The organism is Mucilaginibacter sediminis (assembly GCF_051903035.1).
In the GTDB taxonomy this organism is placed as follows: domain Bacteria; phylum Bacteroidota; class Bacteroidia; order Sphingobacteriales; family Sphingobacteriaceae; genus Mucilaginibacter.
The window spans coordinates 3,535,250-3,553,080 of record NZ_CP170602.1; the positions used below are offsets into that span (position 1 = coordinate 3,535,250).

The window sequence follows — 17,831 nt, forward strand, 5'->3', positions numbered from 1 at the left end:
CGCAGTTAATTTGAAATCTGCACATCTAAAGGCCTATCCCCTTCCCAGCAACTCATCCAGCTTATTGCGTTCGGTTTGCAACTCGCGGGCCAGTTTCTTTTCTTTTTCGTTGGATTTCACTTTGTAGGCTTTGTATTCCTCATCAAGCTCGTTGTACAATTTTATGCGGTACTTTGCTTCGCGGCTGTGTGCGCCCGACCGGGCTATTACGATGGCTGCCGTTAGCCCAAAAACAATTACCAGGCCCCACATCATTAAATTATAGGTGGCTTTGGTAAAGCTTATGCCCGCGAGTTTTATCTCATCGCGTTTGGCGTTTGATTCGGAAAGGGTTTGGCTTTTAGTTGCCACATCGGTTTTAAGGCCGGTAATATCCTGTGTTTGCGCGGCCAATTTAGCCTGGGCTTCTTTCAGGTTACGGCGTTCCGTTTTTAAAGTATCCTGTAAGTTTTTCCATAAAGCCGATACCAATGGCTGTTGGTAATGGTATAATTTACTTAACAGGTATTGATATTGTCCGTTCAGGCTTTTGTCTTTGGCCAGGGCCGAATCGGCAGCTGTAGGGCGGGGTTGATAGTTGTATTTTGGGGGAGTGATGGCAGGTTTAGCAGTACCTGCGGGTGTGGCCGCGCCATATTTCACCACCGGTTTTACAATGGCAGGTTTGACGGCAGGTGGTTTAGCAGCAGCTTTTTTAACAGTATCCTGGGCAAAGCCCATACAACTGATGCCTAAAATTATGACCATTAAAACAGAGATACGGAATATAGAATGCTTGTTCATCATGTAAAATTAGGTACCTGTTATTAACAAAACAGGATTTTAATGGTTTTTATTTTATTATCCTGTACGTTTCTGATCGCTAATGTAAGGTTTCATACGGAATTTTGCTACTCATACTTATATTAGCAGCATGAATATAGGTATCATTGGGTTGGGCGATATGGGGCGTTTGTACGCAAAGGCTTTTGCAAAAGCAGGTTACACCGTTTGCGGCTGCGATTTACCCGAAAACCGCGACAAGCTGGAACAGGAACTTAGCCCCTTTGGCATCACTGTAATGGATAGCGCGCGCGATGTATCCCGCACAAACGACCTGGTTATTTACTCGGTTGAGGCCGACAAACTGGAACAGGTAGTAGCCGAGTGCGGCCCGCTCACCAAGTACGGGGCTATTGTGGCCGGCCAAACGTCGGTAAAACACCCCGAAATAGCCATATTTGAAAAATACCTGCCCGCCGATGTGCAAATCATTACTTTTCATGCCATGCACGGGCCGGGTTTTGAACCCAAAGGGCAAACACTTATTCTGATTCCGCACCGGGCCAAAGCGGATGCGTACCAGCGTATGTACGATTTATTTACAGCTATTGGGAGCGACATTGTGGAGATTGCCGATTACCACGAGCACGATAAAATTGTAGCCGATACCCAGGCTGTTACGCACGTAGGTTTTGAAAGTATGGGCACCGCCTGGAAAGCTGCGGGCTTTTTCCCCTGGGAAAACGCATCGTACCTGGGCGGTATAGACAATGTGAAGATACTGACCACCCTGCGTATTTTTAGCTATAAGGCGCACGTATACGCAGGCCTGGCCATTTTAAACCCGTACGCCCGCCAGCAGGTAAAACGCTACTCGGAGTCAGAGTCGGAATTATTTAAGTTGATGATCAAAGAAGAAGCGCAAACCTTCAGGGAGCGGCTGTATAAGGCACGCGATTTTGTTTTTCATGAAAGCCGCAAACCTATTATGCTGAGTGATACCGTGATGAAAGAGTTTTCGCTATCGCAACATGCCGATCACCAGAAACCCAACTCGCACCTGAGTATCCTGAGTATGGTTGATGCCTGGTACCACCTGGGGGTAAACCCTTATGATAACCTCATTTGCCAAACCCCGCCCTTCCGGCTGAGGCTTGGCATTGCCGAATACCTGTTTAAAAACGAAGAACTGTTAGAAGAATCCATCGAAACCGCCCTTTACGATAAAACCATCCGCGGCGATGACCTGGAGTTCCACTCGGCAGTAAGGGAATGGTCGGCCATTATTGGTTACGGCGATATGGAGGGCTACAAAAAACACTTCAACGAAGTACAATCCTTTTTCAGCCACAGGCTGGAAGAAGGCAAAGCCCAAAGTGCCGAATTGATCAGAAGACTAATGATGGAGTAGGTTTAGCTTCGTTAAGTCCTTTGCCGTTATGGATATCCCGATGCCCGCATCCAGGTAACTATTCACGAAATGTCACGTATAAGAACTTTCTTTTGAAAGCCAGGAATGCCTAAAATAGGATGATTCTTTGAATCTGGTATATTTTAAGCCCCATTTTTAATTTATACATGAAAAATAAAAGTTACCTGATACGTGCCATCGCCGGTATGTTAGTTGTGTCATCGTTCGCGATGTGTACCAAAAATAAAATTGACGGGCCGCTGAGCACGCCTTCGGTTACGAACGCCAAATTTTCGTCTTTAGCTATTACCGACTGCACCTATACCATTCAGCCCTCTGAATGGATGGTTGACGGCACTAACATACCAGCGGGATCAACCGTGTGTATCCCCGCCGGTAAAAGAGGCGCTTTACTGCTTAAAAACTTTAAAGGGACTGCGGCTGCCCCCATCGTTATTATTAATAAGGGCGGTAAAGTAACTTTTTCAACCGCTGTTACTGCTTCATATGGTTTTAAAACACAAAATTGCCAGTATTTTAAGATACTGGGAAATGGCGATCCCGATACCGAGTATGGGTTTGATATCAATGGCGGCAACATCGGCATGACGATGGATAACCTGAGCTCAGATTTTGAAATCGCGAATGTGGAGGTGCGTAATAGTGGCTTTGCAGGCATTATGGCCAAAACAGATCCAACTTGTGATGAAACAACATGGCGCGGCCATTTCACTATGCAAAACGTAATTCTTCATGACAATTATGTTCACAAAACAGGTGGCGAAGGATTTTATGTTGGTAATTCGTTTTATGCCAACGGCGTGTCGCTTTCCTGCGGTAAGGTTTGGCCGGGCGATGTGGTGAATGTTAAGTTATACAAAAATATAACCGATTCTACCGGCGCCGAAGGGATCCAGGTTGGCAGTGCTATTTTAGGCTGCGAAATTTATAACAATACGGTTAAAACACCTGGGGTAAGCCCTTTTGCCTCCTATCAAAATAACGGTATACAAATTGGCGAAGGTACCGGAGGAAAATGTTATAACAACGTGATTAAGGATGCACCCGGCAACGGAATTATTGTACTGGGACTTGGGGATAACCTGGTGTTTAATAACTACATCATTAATTCAAAAGCTTATGGCATTTTTGCAGATTCCAGATACACGCCGGGGCCCAATTTCCAGTTTATTAATAATACCATCATTGGTTCGGCGTTGGGTGGTATAAAATTAAATTCCGAAACTATCCCGATGAACACCGTAATCAACAACGCAATTATCCAGTCGGACCTGGTACTTCCAATAATTAAAAAAAGCAGCTATGTTAAGCTTACGGCTTCAAATAATTATGTAGCCAACGATGTAAGCGCATGTCAATTTGTAAATTATGCTGACGATGATTTCCATTTACTGTCTTCCTCTCCGCTTATTAATGCCGGGGCAAACGTTTTATCATATGGCGTAGAATTTGACTATTATGGCACCCAACGCCCATCTGCCGATGCTTTTGCCATTGGGGCCACCGAGTATTGATATATTCCGCGATAAACTAAAGGGATTTACTATCGCCTAAGCGGGAAGGATTGGGGGCGTTTTTTTAGCAGCAAGGTGTGTGTACCGGTACGGGATGAAACACCCTGGTACGCCATGGTGCACCCTGAAACGCCCTGGTACACCCTGGTACGCCCTGGTACACCCTGGTACGGGGTGGTACACCCTGGTACGGGGTGGTACACAACTGGTAGTTAACATTTTTTAAGTAAAACAAAATATTACGGCAATAAGTCGACAGTACTAAGTGGTAAATCTAAAGTTGTTGTTTTTTTCTTTTTTTGACTTAGAACTTAAGACTTTGGGCTAAAGACTACCCATCAATTTATCGTTGACACGTACGCCAGGTTAGCAGCAAATCAATTAACTCTTGATTCCTGGCTCTTGGTTCATTTCCGGAATGGATAACCTGTCAAAGCAAATCCCGCCCCTGGTTTTCAGCCCGATTTTTTGCTCGCGGATAAGAATTGGCGCCTGCCTAACATATTGCTTAAAGCCTGCCGACTTAAAGGTCATCTCCCCGTTAACCATCACCATATCCCAATCATATTCAAATTCCCTGCCCAGGTATTCGGCAGCTATGGTTGCTTGAGGGTTTTCCCTTTGGATAAAATCTATAATGGGCTGTCCGCCGTCCAATTCAAACTCAACCTGTTGAACGTTTTCGAAGATTAAGGTGCAGGGAGCAATCCAAAACTTATAATATTTACTTCCCTTTTTTGGTTGTACCCATTCAAACATATAGTCGATATCCAGCAATAGTTCATCATCGTCATTGAAACAGAATGAATGGACATGGCAGTCGTGCCAGTTCATCGTGTCAAAGTCGGCATCTGTGAACAGGTATTTTTCTAATTGATAGGCTCCCGGCATAGTTGAATAAGGTTGGTGCAACATGATGATTGATGTTTGCCAAGATAAGCAATAAGTTGGTTATGAATTTAACGACTGGCCGTGGTATGAGGGAAGCACCTTTTATCAGTATCTGTGACATTCTGCCTCGTAGAGACTACCTGTAAACAGGATTTCCCGTTATATCAGTTCGAAGTAGAACGGATCGCCGTTGAAAACAAACATTCGAAAAAAAAGAACCGTAGGTACGGGTTCTAACATTATTTGTTTGTAACCGACAACATTGGCCCGCTCAATTGCCGCGGGAGGGCTGTTACTTTTGTCGCCACAAAAGTAACCAAAAAGGCTGTCAGCAGAAAGGCTTTTGCCGCACGGGCCTTTGCCCTGCAAAACGGCCAAAACCTGGGCTGGATTTATTTTGCCCTTAAGCTCACGCCCCCCAACCGCAAAAACTTCCTATGCCCTGCAACCGCACATGCCACCATCGTTTTGGCCGTTTTCGCCCGAAGCTGCTCTGCTGACGGGAAGGGAACACGAGAACTTTGTTTTTTTTACCTTACCCCAAAATAACAATTCTTATATTGGTTTAAATTTAAACCCTCATGAGCGATAACAGTACCTCCATAGTTCCTAAACTTACCCAATATCCCGATAGATTGATAAAAGCCAAAACAATTGTCGACTGGCTCATTGGTATCGGGGCTGTGGAACCGGTAAAAACCGACTGTATTTTGGGCAAGGGCCTTGGCTATCCTATTGGCAAAAACGCCAAAGCTGTGGTTGACGAGCCCGGAGACCTCCCCTACGGCCTGATTGTTTGCGGCCTTGAAGTAATTACCGAAAATACCGTTTTTCATGCCGGTGCAAATGGCCTCGATAGCTTTGTTTGCCCCAATTGCGGCGATGATATTTTAGAAGCTGGCTGGGACCTTAATGATTTTCACGACCAAGGCAACCCCAGCCTAACCTGCCCGCTATGTAACCAGGTTGCCGACCTTAACGACTATGACATTGAACCAACCTGGGGCTTTAGCAACCTGGGCTTTACCTTCTGGAACTGGCCCGAATTAAAAGATAGCGTTATAGCCGAATTTGAAGACCGCCTTGGTTGCGAAGTAAAAATTGTGGATTGTCATATTTAAAAAATGATCCTACTCAGAAAAGAAGTAATTACGCTATCGTCCAAAGCCGTTCCCAAGCCGTTGTTGGAGTTGTCTCTAACAACTTCGGTTCCGGCGGCGTACTTGTGGAAACGTGCGCTTATAAAAACGCCTTTTGATAATGACTGACTTGTTGGTAACCTTATCAAAAAGGATTGGCGAATTTGGACAACACAATAAAATAACACTTCACGAGTTTGTTGGAGACAACTCCAACAAAGTGCGGGGAGAACACCAACAAGGGCGGAACGGAGGAGAACACCAACAAGGGCGAGCGGGAAGATCCAATTTCGAACAATGAATGAAAACTTCTGTGTTGGATATTCGAAATTCAGTGTTCGATATTATTTTTCATTCTGTTTCTGTTAACTTAATAGCTGTATATTGGCATAACAAACCCAACCTTTACACCCAAAACTGTATCACCCAATATGAGTTACGATTTATTTTTCTATAAACAAAAAGACAAAGAAATTTCAACCGATAAAATTTCTGATTATTTATCAAACAATTTAGTTGCGGCAAATGAAGGGAACACGCAATGGTTTTTTGAAAATAAAGACACCGAGGTATATTTTTCATTTGATTATAACGAGCCCGATGCAGATAATCAGCCGGAAGAAGAGGACATTACACCTATTGATGATTTTGACGATACGAATTTTTCATTCAACCTCAATTTTATGCGGCCGGCATTTTTTGGGACTGAAGCTTTCAAATTTGTTGAAAAGTTTTGTGCGGACCTGGGTTTATTTGTTTTAAATCCTCAAGCCGATTCTGACCCATATAAACCAAATGCGCATGAAGAAATCAGTATTTGGAATAAAACAAACTTATGGGCAAGTAAAGATCATTTTGACCCCATGCAAACCTGTTACCTGAGCGAGGAAGAATGTTATAAGGTTTGGGAATACAATTTTAACAGGCGGCAGCTGCAGGAAAAACTTGGCGATGGCTATTTTGTTCCAAAGATCTTCTTTTTCAAAAAGAAACAAAATAATGAACCGTTTACGTTAACTATCTGGACCGAGCATTTACCCATTGTGCTGCCAGCTACAGATTATATTTTGTTAACCAGGCAATACAAAAAGTTTTTCAGGAATATTAAAGACACCGTTTTGGTTTCGCGGGAAAAACTGTTAAATGAATTTGGCAACTACTTTGTTGAATTTGATTTTCCGGATTGCAAAATAATACATCCAAACAACGCCAACCAAGCTAAAAACAAATTCAACGCTATAAAGCCGGAAAAAGAACTTGCTGAATTTGCTGAAAGATTGGCCGTGGAAAATTTATTCAATGCAAAACCTATTTAAAAGCAAATGATCAGCGATACTGAACAGATGGGTTACGATTTTGATTGGTTTTTTACCAATGGCGAACATATTGGTCACGTGGCGTCGGGTGGTGGGCCATTACCGGCATCGGTAGCTATGTCTGCCGAAAATTTGGCGAAGCTTTGGGATTACTTCAGCGGCCTATTTTACAGATGTGCCGTAAACGTAAACCCCGAATTAAAAACCATAGAAAACCTAAAAACCAATCCTGATGTAACCGATCCATCCATATCCTCCTTCACCGGAATGGCCAGCCGGGGACTGTTTTCTTTTGATAAAACCACGGTTAACAATTTTAATAACCCTTATTACCATTTGGTAGCGTCACCGGTTGAACCTTCGACAATTGCGGAACTACCCGCCGAAATCCGGGATATTCTATCTGCTACTAAGTATGATGGTGAAATTAGCAGGTTTGGGAATGTTGGGGAAGTGGGGTTGTCTTAGTATGGGGGCCCAACATGCAGATTGCACCGATAACACGAAGTTTTTTATTGTGAAGACTCTGAATCGGTTTTATCCTTTATAATTTGATTCAATTGACTCAATATGTCATTTTTAATATCATCGCTTATTGGAGTATCAAAATGTTCGTCAAATTTTTTTGTTAGGCTTTTTTGGCTTTGAATTTTACCAACGATTCCTGAAGCAACATTTATAAAAACCCTTCTTGGAGAAACTTTAAGATCCATAAACATATGTTCTTTCAAATTTTTGCTTAGAGCAGCGATAGAAGTTGATTCGAAGGAAATAGGAGTGTACTGATGTCCAAACTCATTTCTAATTTTCCTTATTAGGTCCAAATCTGATTTGGTTTCCTTACTAATTAGGCCAATACTATATGCTATTTTAATTTTTGCTGAGAACGTACCTAAAGGGCCATTAAACTCAAACAAATCCTTTAGAAAGGATGATGTTCCGAGCATCTTTGTTTTAATTAGCAATTCTAGCTCATAATCTAATAGAGCTGCTGCCATTAGTGCAACTCCACGATCGGTTTCTTTAGATAACTCGCTTCTAAATTTTATGAACTCGTCATAGGATTTTTCGAAATTGGCAAGTTGCTCTTTTTTTAAGTCATCCATTATTGTATTCTATTTTAGAACCCTAATATTAGGATAAATATTATAATCCAATACCTTTATTAGTAGTTATTTTGAATGACTTCTGCAAAATATTGATCGATGAGCCTTTTATGCATTAATAAGCATGAAGGATATCTGACAAACTCAAGGACATCGTTAGCGCAAGTCCTGCGTGGAGGGGGGAGGGGGACTTGTGATCGACAAAGTAATGTGGGCTATAAGTCACAAGTCCGCCATCGCTCTATAACATAAGACTTGTGCCAAAGGGGGAGCAAAGTTATAATCAAATCAACTAATGATAGTTTTATTAACATATTTAAGTTACTCACTAATATGTTAGTTATGATAATTACCTTTGCAATAAAACCTAACCCAAATTATGCCTAAAAGCAAAAATAGACAAAAAAAGAAACCACATCCAATTCAAAGAGCTCCCAAAGCGAAAAAAACGCAATCATTTCGGGATGCGCTTATTGGCAAGTTTCGTGATAAACGCATTCCTTCGGCCTTAATATACAATTATCACACCCGTGCCTTTAACTATTTCCACAAAAAGATTGGCCATTTGTTAAAGCCATCCAATACTTATCGAAAGCTGTTTTGGTCATCTGTTACAAACGGGAGATATGATTCAAATCAAGGACAAGAATTGATCAAGAAATACAAGAACTTTCTCGAAGATAACTTTCAGAAGTTTATCAAACCGTATTCAGTTGAATTTTGGATTCACGTCAGTCGCAGAATCGCACCAGGAACAATGGGCATCGACGACCGACCTGAGACAATCATGATTTGCAGGAATATCATTACTGCTGCTATTCAAAAGTATGGAATTTTAGACCACTGCGGGAATCTCCGTAGATCCGATGAATTAACTATTGGGGATGTTTTCAATGGGTTATTCTTGCTGCCAGAATTCGCAAGCGACCTGAAGTTTCTCGCAGAAGCCCCTCCTCAGCTAGTATTAACGAACTTCGACGAAAATAACCTGCTTGAATATTACGAACTGGAGAGACTAGCCTACGAGATGTGGCTTGCCGGATCAAAAAGCCGGATTCTGGCCAAAGGAGCAAACCTAATTGTTAACAACGGAAATCAGGAGATTTTATTTGATGACAGAACTCAAGAATTAGGCTGGTTAATCAATAATTATGACAACCGGGAAATGTCCATGTCCGCCTCTGCAACTGGTGCTGTTTTTTTGCTGCCGGACATTAAGGCACCAAGTACCATTCTTTTGGTTCAAATTCTCTCCAAAAGGCTTGGAAAAGCTTTTAGTGATCCGATTACCGAGCACCTTGAATTGACATTTATGGAAGGTCAATTCCCCAATTACGAATTTTGTCAATTCGATATCAAAACCTATTTAACAGTACACCAGGAATTTGCCATCGATTTTGAAAATAAATGGAAAGTGAATTTAAATTATGTAGTCGCGGTATTAACAAATTTGTTACTGGACCTAATGGTTTCAGTGATTCATGACAAGGATACTATAGTTGCCTGCAATGCCATGTTTCGGGCCTACCGTATATTTAAAAAACAGGAACTAAAGGATGGTATTTTAGAAAATTGGAAGACTACGACTGATCATCTCGGCGTTTATTTAAAAGGTGACTCTGTCGAAATTGAAAAAGCAATTGCTTTTTTATCATTAACCAAAGAAAGGCAGACAGAAATTTTTATAGATAGTTTCGGTCCTTTGAAGGTTTTTCTACCCGCGACTAACGACGATGATGTGCTGGTGGATCATTCTATTATTGGTGACATTTTATATAACTTATTTGCAGGCCTGCCACTAAAAGACCGTGGGGCTAAAGGTGAATTACTGGAATGGGCATTAAAAAGTATTCCTAGTTACCTGCCGACAACCGAGTCCAAAGGATTGGATGGAACGGCTAAGCAAGTTGATTATTCAGTAGCTAAGGGCGACATTTTAGTTTTGGCTGAATGTAAAGCGATTGCCCGTTCATTTGGAATTTTCGGTGGGCAGGCAAAAGCTATTGATCACCGTTTGAAAAATGTGATTAATAAAGGACTGGACGATGTGGACGCTAAGGTTCAATGGTTTCTTACACACAAACAAGGAACAAACTATGATATCAGCGGCTTTAAGTTCATAGTAGGAATTGCCGTTTCAGCGTTTACTGAATTTATCCCATCAAAAGATGCCAAGTATTGGCTTAACGATAACGTTCCTAGGGTATTGACGATTGATGAATTTGAAAAATTAATGAACTCAAACTTGCACCAGACTATAACGAAAAATCTTATCCCACTGTCATGATCATAACTACTGAATTGATTTTCGTCAAAGCGAAACATTCTTCAAACCCCAATCCTCCATGTAGGGGTTGCAGCAGATACCTGCCAAGCGCCTAAGGCCTGTGCAGTATAAGCGAAAAACCCGGCCCGCAGGGAACGCCAGAAAAAGAGTTAAGAGATTAGAATTAAGACAGCTGCCCCCCCGCTGCCGCAGGCCTCCAGGCCTGTGCGCCCGTATGCAAATCACGATGCCATTCTAAAACGAAAAAGCCCACATTTACCTCCAATCTCCTCGTTACGGGGTGCAGCGGATACCTGCCCCGCGCCTAAGGCCATGTGCGCGTATGAGCGGAAAACCCGGCCCGCAGGGAACGCCCGTGTTAAATTCAAAAGGAAAAACTGCGAAGCACTCTTGAACACCTTAAAAAAACAATTTATTGGTGAAAAATTCAAAAGTCAAAATGATTTGCAGGTGGCTTACCTTTCCTGTGGTGTGCCGAAACAAGCATGACTTGGGTAAACAAAAAGCCTCCCGGAGTTTTTGGCTTCGGGAGGCTTTGATATTTTGGGGTAAGCAACTGGCTTGAGCGGCATGCGAGGAGGTTGCTTCGTGCCTTATAATGACATGATTGTAAGCTGTTGATTATCAGGGTTGTTTTTTTTTTAATGTAGAGACGCAATACTTTGCGTCTCCCCCAGGACATTCAAAATTTACAGGCTCAATTTGCATGTGTGATTTGCATGCGGGAGACGCAAAATGTTGCGTCTCTACAAAAGCCCCGTTTGCAATTATGTCATTACTGTTTTTTCAAGCATAGGCTGATGGATACTCGCAATGACATGGTGGGAGACAAGATCAAGACAAATCCCGATCCCCGACCCTCGCAACCCGAACCCGCTTTACACCAAATACTCAAACAACGTTTGATCTTTATTCAGCTCGATAACGTCGAAACGGTGGGCGGCCATGCGGTTGAGCAGGGCTGGGTAGTCGCTGGCGGTTTTTAGTTCGATGCCTACCAGGGCGGGGCCGTTTTCTTTTTCGGTTTTTTTGATGAACTCGAAACGGGTGATATCATCATGAGGGCCTAAAACGTTGTTTACAAACAGCTTCAAGGCTCCCGGGCGTTGCGGGAAACGGACAATGAAGTAATGTTTCAAACCTTCGTACAGCAGGGATTTTTCTTTGATCTCCTGCATGCGGGCAATATCGTTGTTGCCCCCGCTGATAACGCAAACTACTTTTTTGCCTTTAATTTTATCCTTGCAGGCATCAAGCACGGCTACAGACAGGGCACCGGCAGGCTCCACTACAATGGCGTCTTCGTTGTACAGCTTCAATATAGTGGTGCACACTTTGCCTTCGGGTACCAGCAGCATTTCGTCTAACACCTGCTGGCAAAGGTTGTAGGTGAGCTTGCCTACGCATTTTACGGCGGCACCGTCAACAAAGCGGTTAATCTCTTTTAAGGTAGTTGGTCCGCCATGTTCAAAGGCCTCCAGCATAGATGGGGCGCCTTCGGGCTCTACCCCTACCAGGTAAATGCCTGGTACGTGTTGCTTAAGGTAGGTGCCTGTGCCGGCCGCTAAACCGCCACCACCTATGGGCATAATGATGGCTTCGATATCGGGCAGGTCCTGCAGTATCTCTACCCCTACTGTTCCCTGGCCTTCAATGATACGGTAATTATCAAAGGGCGGGATAAACGTCATCTGGTGGGCTTCGGTGTATATCAAAGCCTCGCGCAGGCAATCGTCAAAGGTATCGCCGGTTAAAATGATCTCGATATTGCCCTTGCCGTGCATTTCGGTTTGGGTAACTTTTTGTTTGGGGGTAATTTCGGGCATAAAAATTACGCCTTTGGTACCTAAGCGGCTGCAGCTAAAGGCTACGCCCTGCGCGTGGTTGCCCGCGCTGGCGCATACTACGCCGCGGTCAAGCTCGTCCTGCGTAAGCTGGCTTATCATGTTATAAGCGCCGCGCAGTTTGTAGGAGCGTACTATTTGTAAGTCTTCGCGTTTTAAATATAGTTCGCACTCGTATTTGGCCGATAAGCCGGCATTATACTCCAGTGGAGTGCGTTTAACAACCCCTTTCAATCGTTCGTAAGCCGAATCGAAATCGAGCAGGTTTTTAGTTTCGGTTTCCATTATTAATTTTTTACCAGCCTGTGGGCCATTAAGCCTTGCAGGTCTTCGTCATTTATATCCAGCTTGACATCGGCAAGCGTTAAAAACTTGTTGTATACCTGGGCAAGTTCATCTTTATCCAAACTAAAGCCAAGGCGTTCCAGGTGGAACTTCAGAGCATGCCTGCCGCTGCGCGCGGTTAGCACTATTGTGGCGCTCGGAAAGCCTACATCTTCAGGGCGAATGATCTCGTAATTTTCGCGCATTTTCAGGAAACCATCCTGGTGAATACCCGAGCTGTGCGCAAAGGCGTTGCTGCCTACAATAGCTTTATTAGGCTGTACCGGCATGCGCATTTGCGTGCGGATCATCTGGCTTAGTTCATAAAACCGTTTTGAATCGATATTGGTTTTTAAGCCCAACACCTGGTGCACTTTCAGGATCATGACCACTTCCTCGATAGAAGTATTGCCGGCGCGTTCGCCAATGCCGTTGATGGTGCCTTCTATCTGGCGGGCACCGTTTTGTAAGCCGGCGATGGAGTTGGCGGTGGCCAAACCCAAATCGTTATGGCAATGTACCGAGATGATGGCTTTATCGATGTTTTTAACGTTCTCTTTCAGGAATTTGATCTTGGCACCATACTGATCGGGCAGGCAATAGCCATTGGTATCGGGGATGTTTACCACCGTAGCACCGGCGGCAATAACAGCCTCGACCATTTGGGCCAGGTACACCACATCGGCGCGGCCGGCATCCTCGGCATAAAACTCGATATCTTCTACCGCGCGTTTGGCATATTTTACGGCTTCAACGGCACGCTCCAAAATCTCCTCGCGGGTGCTGTTGAATTTATGCTTGATGTGCATATCCGACGAGCCGATACCGGTATGGATACGCGGATGTTTGGCATATTTTAGTGATTCGATAGCAGCATCAATATCGCCCTTGTTGGCACGGGTAAGCGCGCAAACGGTAGGGTTGGTTACTGCCTTCGAAATCTCGACAACACTCTGAAAATCTCCCGGACTTGAAACCGGGAAACCGGCTTCAATAATATCCACGCCCAGTAGTTCCAGTTCTTTTGCTATCTCAATCTTTTCGGGGGTGGTTAACTGGCACCCTGGTACCTGCTCGCCATCGCGAAGCGTGGTATCAAAAACATAAACGCGGTTGGGATCGTGTAACATATTCTTCTTTTTAGTAGTAAGTAGTTGTTTTAGTACATAGTAGCAAGTATCAAGTATCAAGATTTTTTGCTCCGTGTGCCTATATAACTACCCTTCGTGTGTTTAATTAATCTATAAATATCGTTAATTCAAGAATCAATTAAAAGTCTTGATACTTGATACTAACTACTTGCTACTGTTCTTTAACTGCCACAAACCTTAGCCTTTTATAATCGGCGTACCATTGGCCGCCTTCGTTATAATAGGGCTCCAGCTTGTGGGTTATTTCTTTTAGTATTTGTTCTTTTTCTTCTTCGGGGATGCCTTCTAAAAACTGGGCGCCAAACATGGTTACCCATTTGGCTACGCCCTGGTCGCCGTCCTGCAACGGGGTTTTACGGTCGTAATGAGCCGTAAAAGTTACCCGGAAGCCGTGGTCTTCCAATAGTTTGGCGTATTCGGCTGTGGATGGAAAATACCATACTTTGGTTTCGGCTTTATCAGGATAGCCATGATTTTGGAGTACCAGGCGGATGGCCTCCAATAGTTTGGCCACGTTGCCTTTGCCGCCCATTTCGGCCACAAAACGGCCGCCGGGTTTAAGGGCATTGTAAACACTTTTGATAGCGCCATTGGCATCCAAAACCCAATGCAGGGCCGCGTTGCTAAAAACGGCATCGTACTTTTCCTCAGTATAAAAATCGGCAGCGTTCTCTACCGCGAAATCAACACCGGGGAACAGTTTTTTTGCCTGCGCAATCATATCCGGCGAATAGTCGGTACCTTTTACAATGGCACCTTTATCCTGTATCTGTTTGGTTAGGTGGCCTGTGCCGCAACCAATATCCAGGATATGTTCGCCGGGTTTAACATCCAGCAAAGCCAAAACATCCTCGCCGTATTGAAATACAAAGGCATGTTTCTGGTCGTATAAATCAGCGTTCCACTTCATTTTATTAGTCATTAGTCATTTCGCTTCGCTGTCATTAGTCATTAGTCTTAGCAGGTTTTTCTGCCTTTCGCCTTTGACCTTTTGCCTTTAACCTAAATACTCAAGCACTTTTTGCCCCATTGCTTTGGTGCCTAAAATTTTGCTCTTGTCGGTTTTTGCATCGGCAATATCGCCGGTGCGGTAGCCTTCTTTCAGCGTTTTATCAATGGCCGATGTGATGAGTTTGGCTTCGTCTTTAAGGCCGAAGCTGATCTCTAACATCAAAGCTACAGATAATATAGATGCCAATGGGTTAGCCTTATCCATGCCGGCAATGTCATGTGCCGAACCGTGGATAGGTTCAAAAAAGCCGGTGCCATCACCAATTGATGCCGATGCCAGCATACCCATTGATCCTGCAATCTGCGATGCTTCGTCGGTTAAGATATCACCAAAAAGGTTAGCGGTTAATACCACATCAAACTTTTTAGGGTTTTTAACCAACTGCATGGCGGCGTTGTCAATAAACATGTGTTCGGTTTCAACCTCGGGATAGTTTTTGGCTATCTCCTGCACCACCTCGCGCCACAGGCGTGAAGCCTCCAGCACGTTGGCTTTATCTACCGAACATAATCTTTTGCCACGAACCATGGCAGCTTCGTAGGCTTTAATGGCGATGCGCTCTACTTCGTAGCGGGAATAGATCATCAGATCCGACGCAGTATTGCGGTCCTCGCTGCGTTTTTTCTCGCCGAAGTAAACGTCGCCGGTAAGTTCCCGGAAGAAAAGTATGTCGGTACCTTTCAAAATCTCCGGTTTAAGGCTCGATGCATCCAGCAGCTCATCAAATAACATGATAGGGCGCAGGTTGGCATACAAGCCCAGTTCTTTACGGATCTTCAATAATCCCTGCTCGGGGCGAACCTTGGCAGATGGATCATTATCATATTTGATGTGACCGATGGCGCCAAACAAAATGGCGTCGCTGGCTTTTGCTTTTGCCAAAGTTTCGTCGGGCAGCGGGTTACCCGTAGCCTCGATACCGGCGTGGCCCATCAGGGCCTCGTCGAAGGTAAATTCATGGCCAAAATCCTGGCCAATTTTTTCTAAAACCGCTTTACCCCAGGTGGTAACCTCGGGACCTATCCCGTCGCCGGGTATTACTAAAATGTGTTTCTGAATTCCCATAAGCCCCCTAACCCCCTGAAGGGGGAATTTTTTGAGTTAATTATTACTTAGTTCCTCTTATTTCTTTTAGTTTCATTGTCATGCGCTCGGCATCGGTTGCTACCCATTCGGTATATTCATCGATGGCCAGCAGGCGCAGTTCGTCGTCAATATAACCTTCCTCTACCATTTGTTTAGACTGTGCTACACTTGCCCAGATGCCTGCTTTGCGTATAAAGTTTTCCTCGCCTTTTTGGTAAACCTCGTCGGCGTTAAACACCTCAATATCTTTGAAGCCGGCCTCGGTAAAATAAGCTGGCAGGTCTTCGGCTATGTGGTTGTTCATGCCGGCATCACCGCGCCATCTTAAAAAAGTAGCGTAAAACCGCAGCATACTTGGCGGCGGTTGCGGCTGCCATTCCAGCGCTTCGTGGTTATAATCCAATATGGACACCATGCCACCCGGTTTTAAAAGCGAGTACATTTTCTTTAAAGCTTCCACCGGATTATTTAGCCATTGTAAAACCCTTGCGGCTACAATCAGATCGAACTGTTCTTCCGGTTCGTATGCAAACAAGTCGGTATAAATCAGATCGAGGTTTTTAACATCAGCATAAGTTTCCTTTCCGCTTTGGATAAAGAACTCCGTATTATCAATGCCCGTAACATGACCGGTATCCCCAACTTTAGCGGCTATATCTTTAGATATCGCCCCCGTACCGCAACCCACATCCAACACCCTTAGGCCGGGTTTAAGGGCAGACGCGAGCGTTGCATAATCATTCGCCAAACTACGTTCGTCAAATAACTTTGCGGTGCCTTTGCCTTCTCGTTGGATTGTTTTGTTCATTGGTTTATTAGTTTTAGTCCATAGTCCATGGTGTTTTATCCATGGTCTATGGACTATTGACCATCAACTATTTCGCTTCCTCAAATTTCTGGATCAATTCCTTTTTGCTCAGGATGTAGTCTATATCATCGTAGCCGTTGGTCATGCAAGCTTTTTTGTAGGGGTTAACCTCAAAGCTTTCCTGCTCGCCGGTAGTTACCAGGCGGATGAACTGGTCTACCAGGTCAATCTCAACTACCGCGTGTTCATCGGCATAAACCGCGTCGAAGATCTTCTTTAAAAAATCTTCGCTCACCTGTACCGGCAGCAAGCCATTGTTAAGGGCGTTGCCTTTAAAAATATCGGCAAAAAAGCTGCTTACCACGGCATCAAAGCCATAATCGGCTATGGCCCAGGCCGCATGCTCGCGGCTACTGCCGCAACCGAAGTTTTTGCCTGCAACCAGGATCTTGCCGCTATAGTTTGGGTTGTTGAGCACGAAATCCTGTTTAGGGTTATCATTCTCATCAAAACGCCAATCGCGAAATAAGTTATTGCCAAAGCCCTCGCGGGTAGTGGCTTTCAAAAAACGCGCAGGGATAATCTGGTCTGTATCGATGTTCTCGATAGGCAGGGGCACCACGCTGGTTTGTATGTGTTTGAATATTTTGGTTGCCATCTGAATCAGAATTTACAGAATTTAAGAATTTACAGAATACCTGTCATTTTTTTAAATTCTGGCTGTTAATGTCAATTAAATTTTATGTTGTATTTGGGGTTGAAGATTAATTTATATTGTAAACTTTGACTACCAAAATTTATGAGTAAGCCTATTGGAAAATCATAAGCTACTGTGTAGTTTTTTGCTTGTGCTAAATGAACATCCTCTAAATTTATTATTGCCTTTAATTCAACGGATATTTTTCCTTCCACTATAAAATCCGCCCTCCTTGACCCAACGTTAACTCCCTCGTAAAATATGGTGTGCTCTTCTTCACGTACAAATTTGATATCCAGTTTTGCCAATTCAATCGCCAAACATCTTTGGTAAATTACTTCCTGAAAACCATTACCTAAAGTGTTATGAACCTTCATTGCACAGCCAATTATTTTATATGTCAATTCATCTTTTTGCACCTATGAATCAGTCTTAATAATTTCTGAATTAACCTTTTAATTA

General features: G+C 43.8%; 19 protein-coding genes. 9 read left to right on the plus strand and 10 right to left on the minus strand.

The genetic code is table 11. The features are described 5' to 3' along the window. Positions 1-33: 33 nt before the first annotated feature. Positions 34-786, minus strand: a complete 753-nt coding sequence (locus ACFGVS_RS14340) for a hypothetical protein (protein WP_439699114.1) — start codon at positions 784-786, stop codon at positions 34-36. A gap of 127 nt (positions 787-913) precedes the next feature. On the opposite strand from ACFGVS_RS14340, the gene ACFGVS_RS14345 reads away from it, so the two are divergent. The 3 genes from ACFGVS_RS14345 to ACFGVS_RS14355 all read left to right on the plus strand — a co-directional run bounded on the left by ACFGVS_RS14345 (position 914) and on the right by ACFGVS_RS14355 (position 3,934). Next, positions 914-2,173, plus strand: coding sequence for an NAD(P)-binding domain-containing protein (locus tag ACFGVS_RS14345; RefSeq protein WP_439699115.1), 1,260 nt, complete (start codon positions 914-916; stop codon positions 2,171-2,173). 167 nt (positions 2,174-2,340) lie between these two features. Then, the gene (locus ACFGVS_RS14350) at positions 2,341-3,708 is read left to right on the plus strand and encodes a right-handed parallel beta-helix repeat-containing protein (RefSeq protein WP_439699116.1); all 1,368 of its coding nucleotides are present in this window, start codon (positions 2,341-2,343) and stop codon (positions 3,706-3,708) included. 94 nt (positions 3,709-3,802) lie between these two features. Next, the gene (locus ACFGVS_RS14355; protein ID WP_439699117.1) at positions 3,803-3,934 is read left to right on the plus strand and encodes a hypothetical protein; all 132 of its coding nucleotides are present in this window, start codon (positions 3,803-3,805) and stop codon (positions 3,932-3,934) included. A 155-nt stretch (positions 3,935-4,089) separates the two neighbouring features. On the opposite strand, the gene ACFGVS_RS14360 is transcribed toward ACFGVS_RS14355, so the two are convergent. Further along, on the minus strand, positions 4,090-4,623 hold the full coding sequence (locus ACFGVS_RS14360) for a hypothetical protein (RefSeq protein ID WP_439699118.1): 534 nt from the start codon (positions 4,621-4,623) through the stop codon (positions 4,090-4,092). A 219-nt stretch (positions 4,624-4,842) separates the two neighbouring features. On the opposite strand from ACFGVS_RS14360, the gene ACFGVS_RS14365 reads away from it, so the two are divergent. From ACFGVS_RS14365 to ACFGVS_RS14385, 5 genes are all read left to right on the plus strand, one after another. After that, positions 4,843-5,148 carry a hypothetical protein gene (locus ACFGVS_RS14365; protein ID WP_439699119.1) on the plus strand — a complete coding sequence of 102 codons (306 nt, stop codon included), beginning with the start codon at positions 4,843-4,845 and terminating at the stop codon, positions 5,146-5,148. Positions 5,149-5,180: 32 nt separating this feature from the next. Beyond that, positions 5,181-5,720, plus strand: a complete 540-nt coding sequence (locus ACFGVS_RS14370) for a hypothetical protein (RefSeq protein ID WP_439699120.1) — start codon at positions 5,181-5,183, stop codon at positions 5,718-5,720. A gap of 3 nt (positions 5,721-5,723) precedes the next feature. Continuing rightward, positions 5,724-5,867 (plus strand): hypothetical protein, encoded by a 144-nt coding sequence (locus tag ACFGVS_RS14375; RefSeq protein ID WP_439699121.1) that lies wholly within the window; start codon positions 5,724-5,726, stop codon positions 5,865-5,867. A gap of 302 nt (positions 5,868-6,169) precedes the next feature. Beyond that, complete coding sequence (locus ACFGVS_RS14380) at positions 6,170-7,054, plus strand: hypothetical protein (RefSeq protein ID WP_439699122.1); 885 nt, start codon at positions 6,170-6,172, stop codon at positions 7,052-7,054. 6 nt (positions 7,055-7,060) lie between these two features. Further along, on the plus strand, positions 7,061-7,522 hold the full coding sequence (locus ACFGVS_RS14385) for a hypothetical protein (RefSeq protein ID WP_439699123.1): 462 nt from the start codon (positions 7,061-7,063) through the stop codon (positions 7,520-7,522). A gap of 44 nt (positions 7,523-7,566) precedes the next feature. Here the strand turns inward: ACFGVS_RS14385 and ACFGVS_RS14390 are convergent, their stop codons facing one another. Beyond that, positions 7,567-8,160 (minus strand): MltR family transcriptional regulator, encoded by a 594-nt coding sequence (locus tag ACFGVS_RS14390; protein ID WP_439699124.1) that lies wholly within the window; start codon positions 8,158-8,160, stop codon positions 7,567-7,569. Between the two features lie 379 nt (positions 8,161-8,539). On the opposite strand from ACFGVS_RS14390, the gene ACFGVS_RS14395 reads away from it, so the two are divergent. Next, positions 8,540-10,447 (plus strand): hypothetical protein, encoded by a 1,908-nt coding sequence (locus tag ACFGVS_RS14395; protein WP_439699125.1) that lies wholly within the window; start codon positions 8,540-8,542, stop codon positions 10,445-10,447. An 878-nt stretch (positions 10,448-11,325) separates the two neighbouring features. On the opposite strand, the gene ilvA is transcribed toward ACFGVS_RS14395, so the two are convergent. From ilvA to ACFGVS_RS14430, 7 genes are all read right to left on the minus strand, one after another. Continuing rightward, on the minus strand, positions 11,326-12,576 hold the full coding sequence (gene ilvA / locus ACFGVS_RS14400) for a threonine ammonia-lyase IlvA (protein WP_090643225.1): 1,251 nt from the start codon (positions 12,574-12,576) through the stop codon (positions 11,326-11,328). Positions 12,577-12,578: 2 nt separating this feature from the next. After that, positions 12,579-13,745, minus strand: coding sequence for a 2-isopropylmalate synthase (locus ACFGVS_RS14405; protein ID WP_090643220.1), 1,167 nt, complete (start codon positions 13,743-13,745; stop codon positions 12,579-12,581). 172 nt (positions 13,746-13,917) lie between these two features. Beyond that, entirely contained in the window at positions 13,918-14,676 is a 759-nt protein-coding gene (locus ACFGVS_RS14410) for a class I SAM-dependent methyltransferase (protein ID WP_439699126.1), read from the minus strand. Between the two features lie 87 nt (positions 14,677-14,763). Then, positions 14,764-15,837 (minus strand): 3-isopropylmalate dehydrogenase, encoded by a 1,074-nt coding sequence (gene leuB / locus ACFGVS_RS14415; protein WP_439699248.1) that lies wholly within the window; start codon positions 15,835-15,837, stop codon positions 14,764-14,766. Between the two features lie 49 nt (positions 15,838-15,886). Further along, the gene (locus tag ACFGVS_RS14420) at positions 15,887-16,672 is read right to left on the minus strand and encodes a methyltransferase domain-containing protein (RefSeq protein ID WP_439699127.1); all 786 of its coding nucleotides are present in this window, start codon (positions 16,670-16,672) and stop codon (positions 15,887-15,889) included. A gap of 67 nt (positions 16,673-16,739) precedes the next feature. Continuing rightward, the gene (leuD, locus tag ACFGVS_RS14425; RefSeq protein WP_439699128.1) at positions 16,740-17,330 is read right to left on the minus strand and encodes a 3-isopropylmalate dehydratase small subunit; all 591 of its coding nucleotides are present in this window, start codon (positions 17,328-17,330) and stop codon (positions 16,740-16,742) included. Between the two features lie 71 nt (positions 17,331-17,401). After that, entirely contained in the window at positions 17,402-17,788 is a 387-nt protein-coding gene (locus ACFGVS_RS14430) for a GxxExxY protein (protein WP_439699129.1), read from the minus strand. Positions 17,789-17,831: the final 43 nt, after the last annotated feature.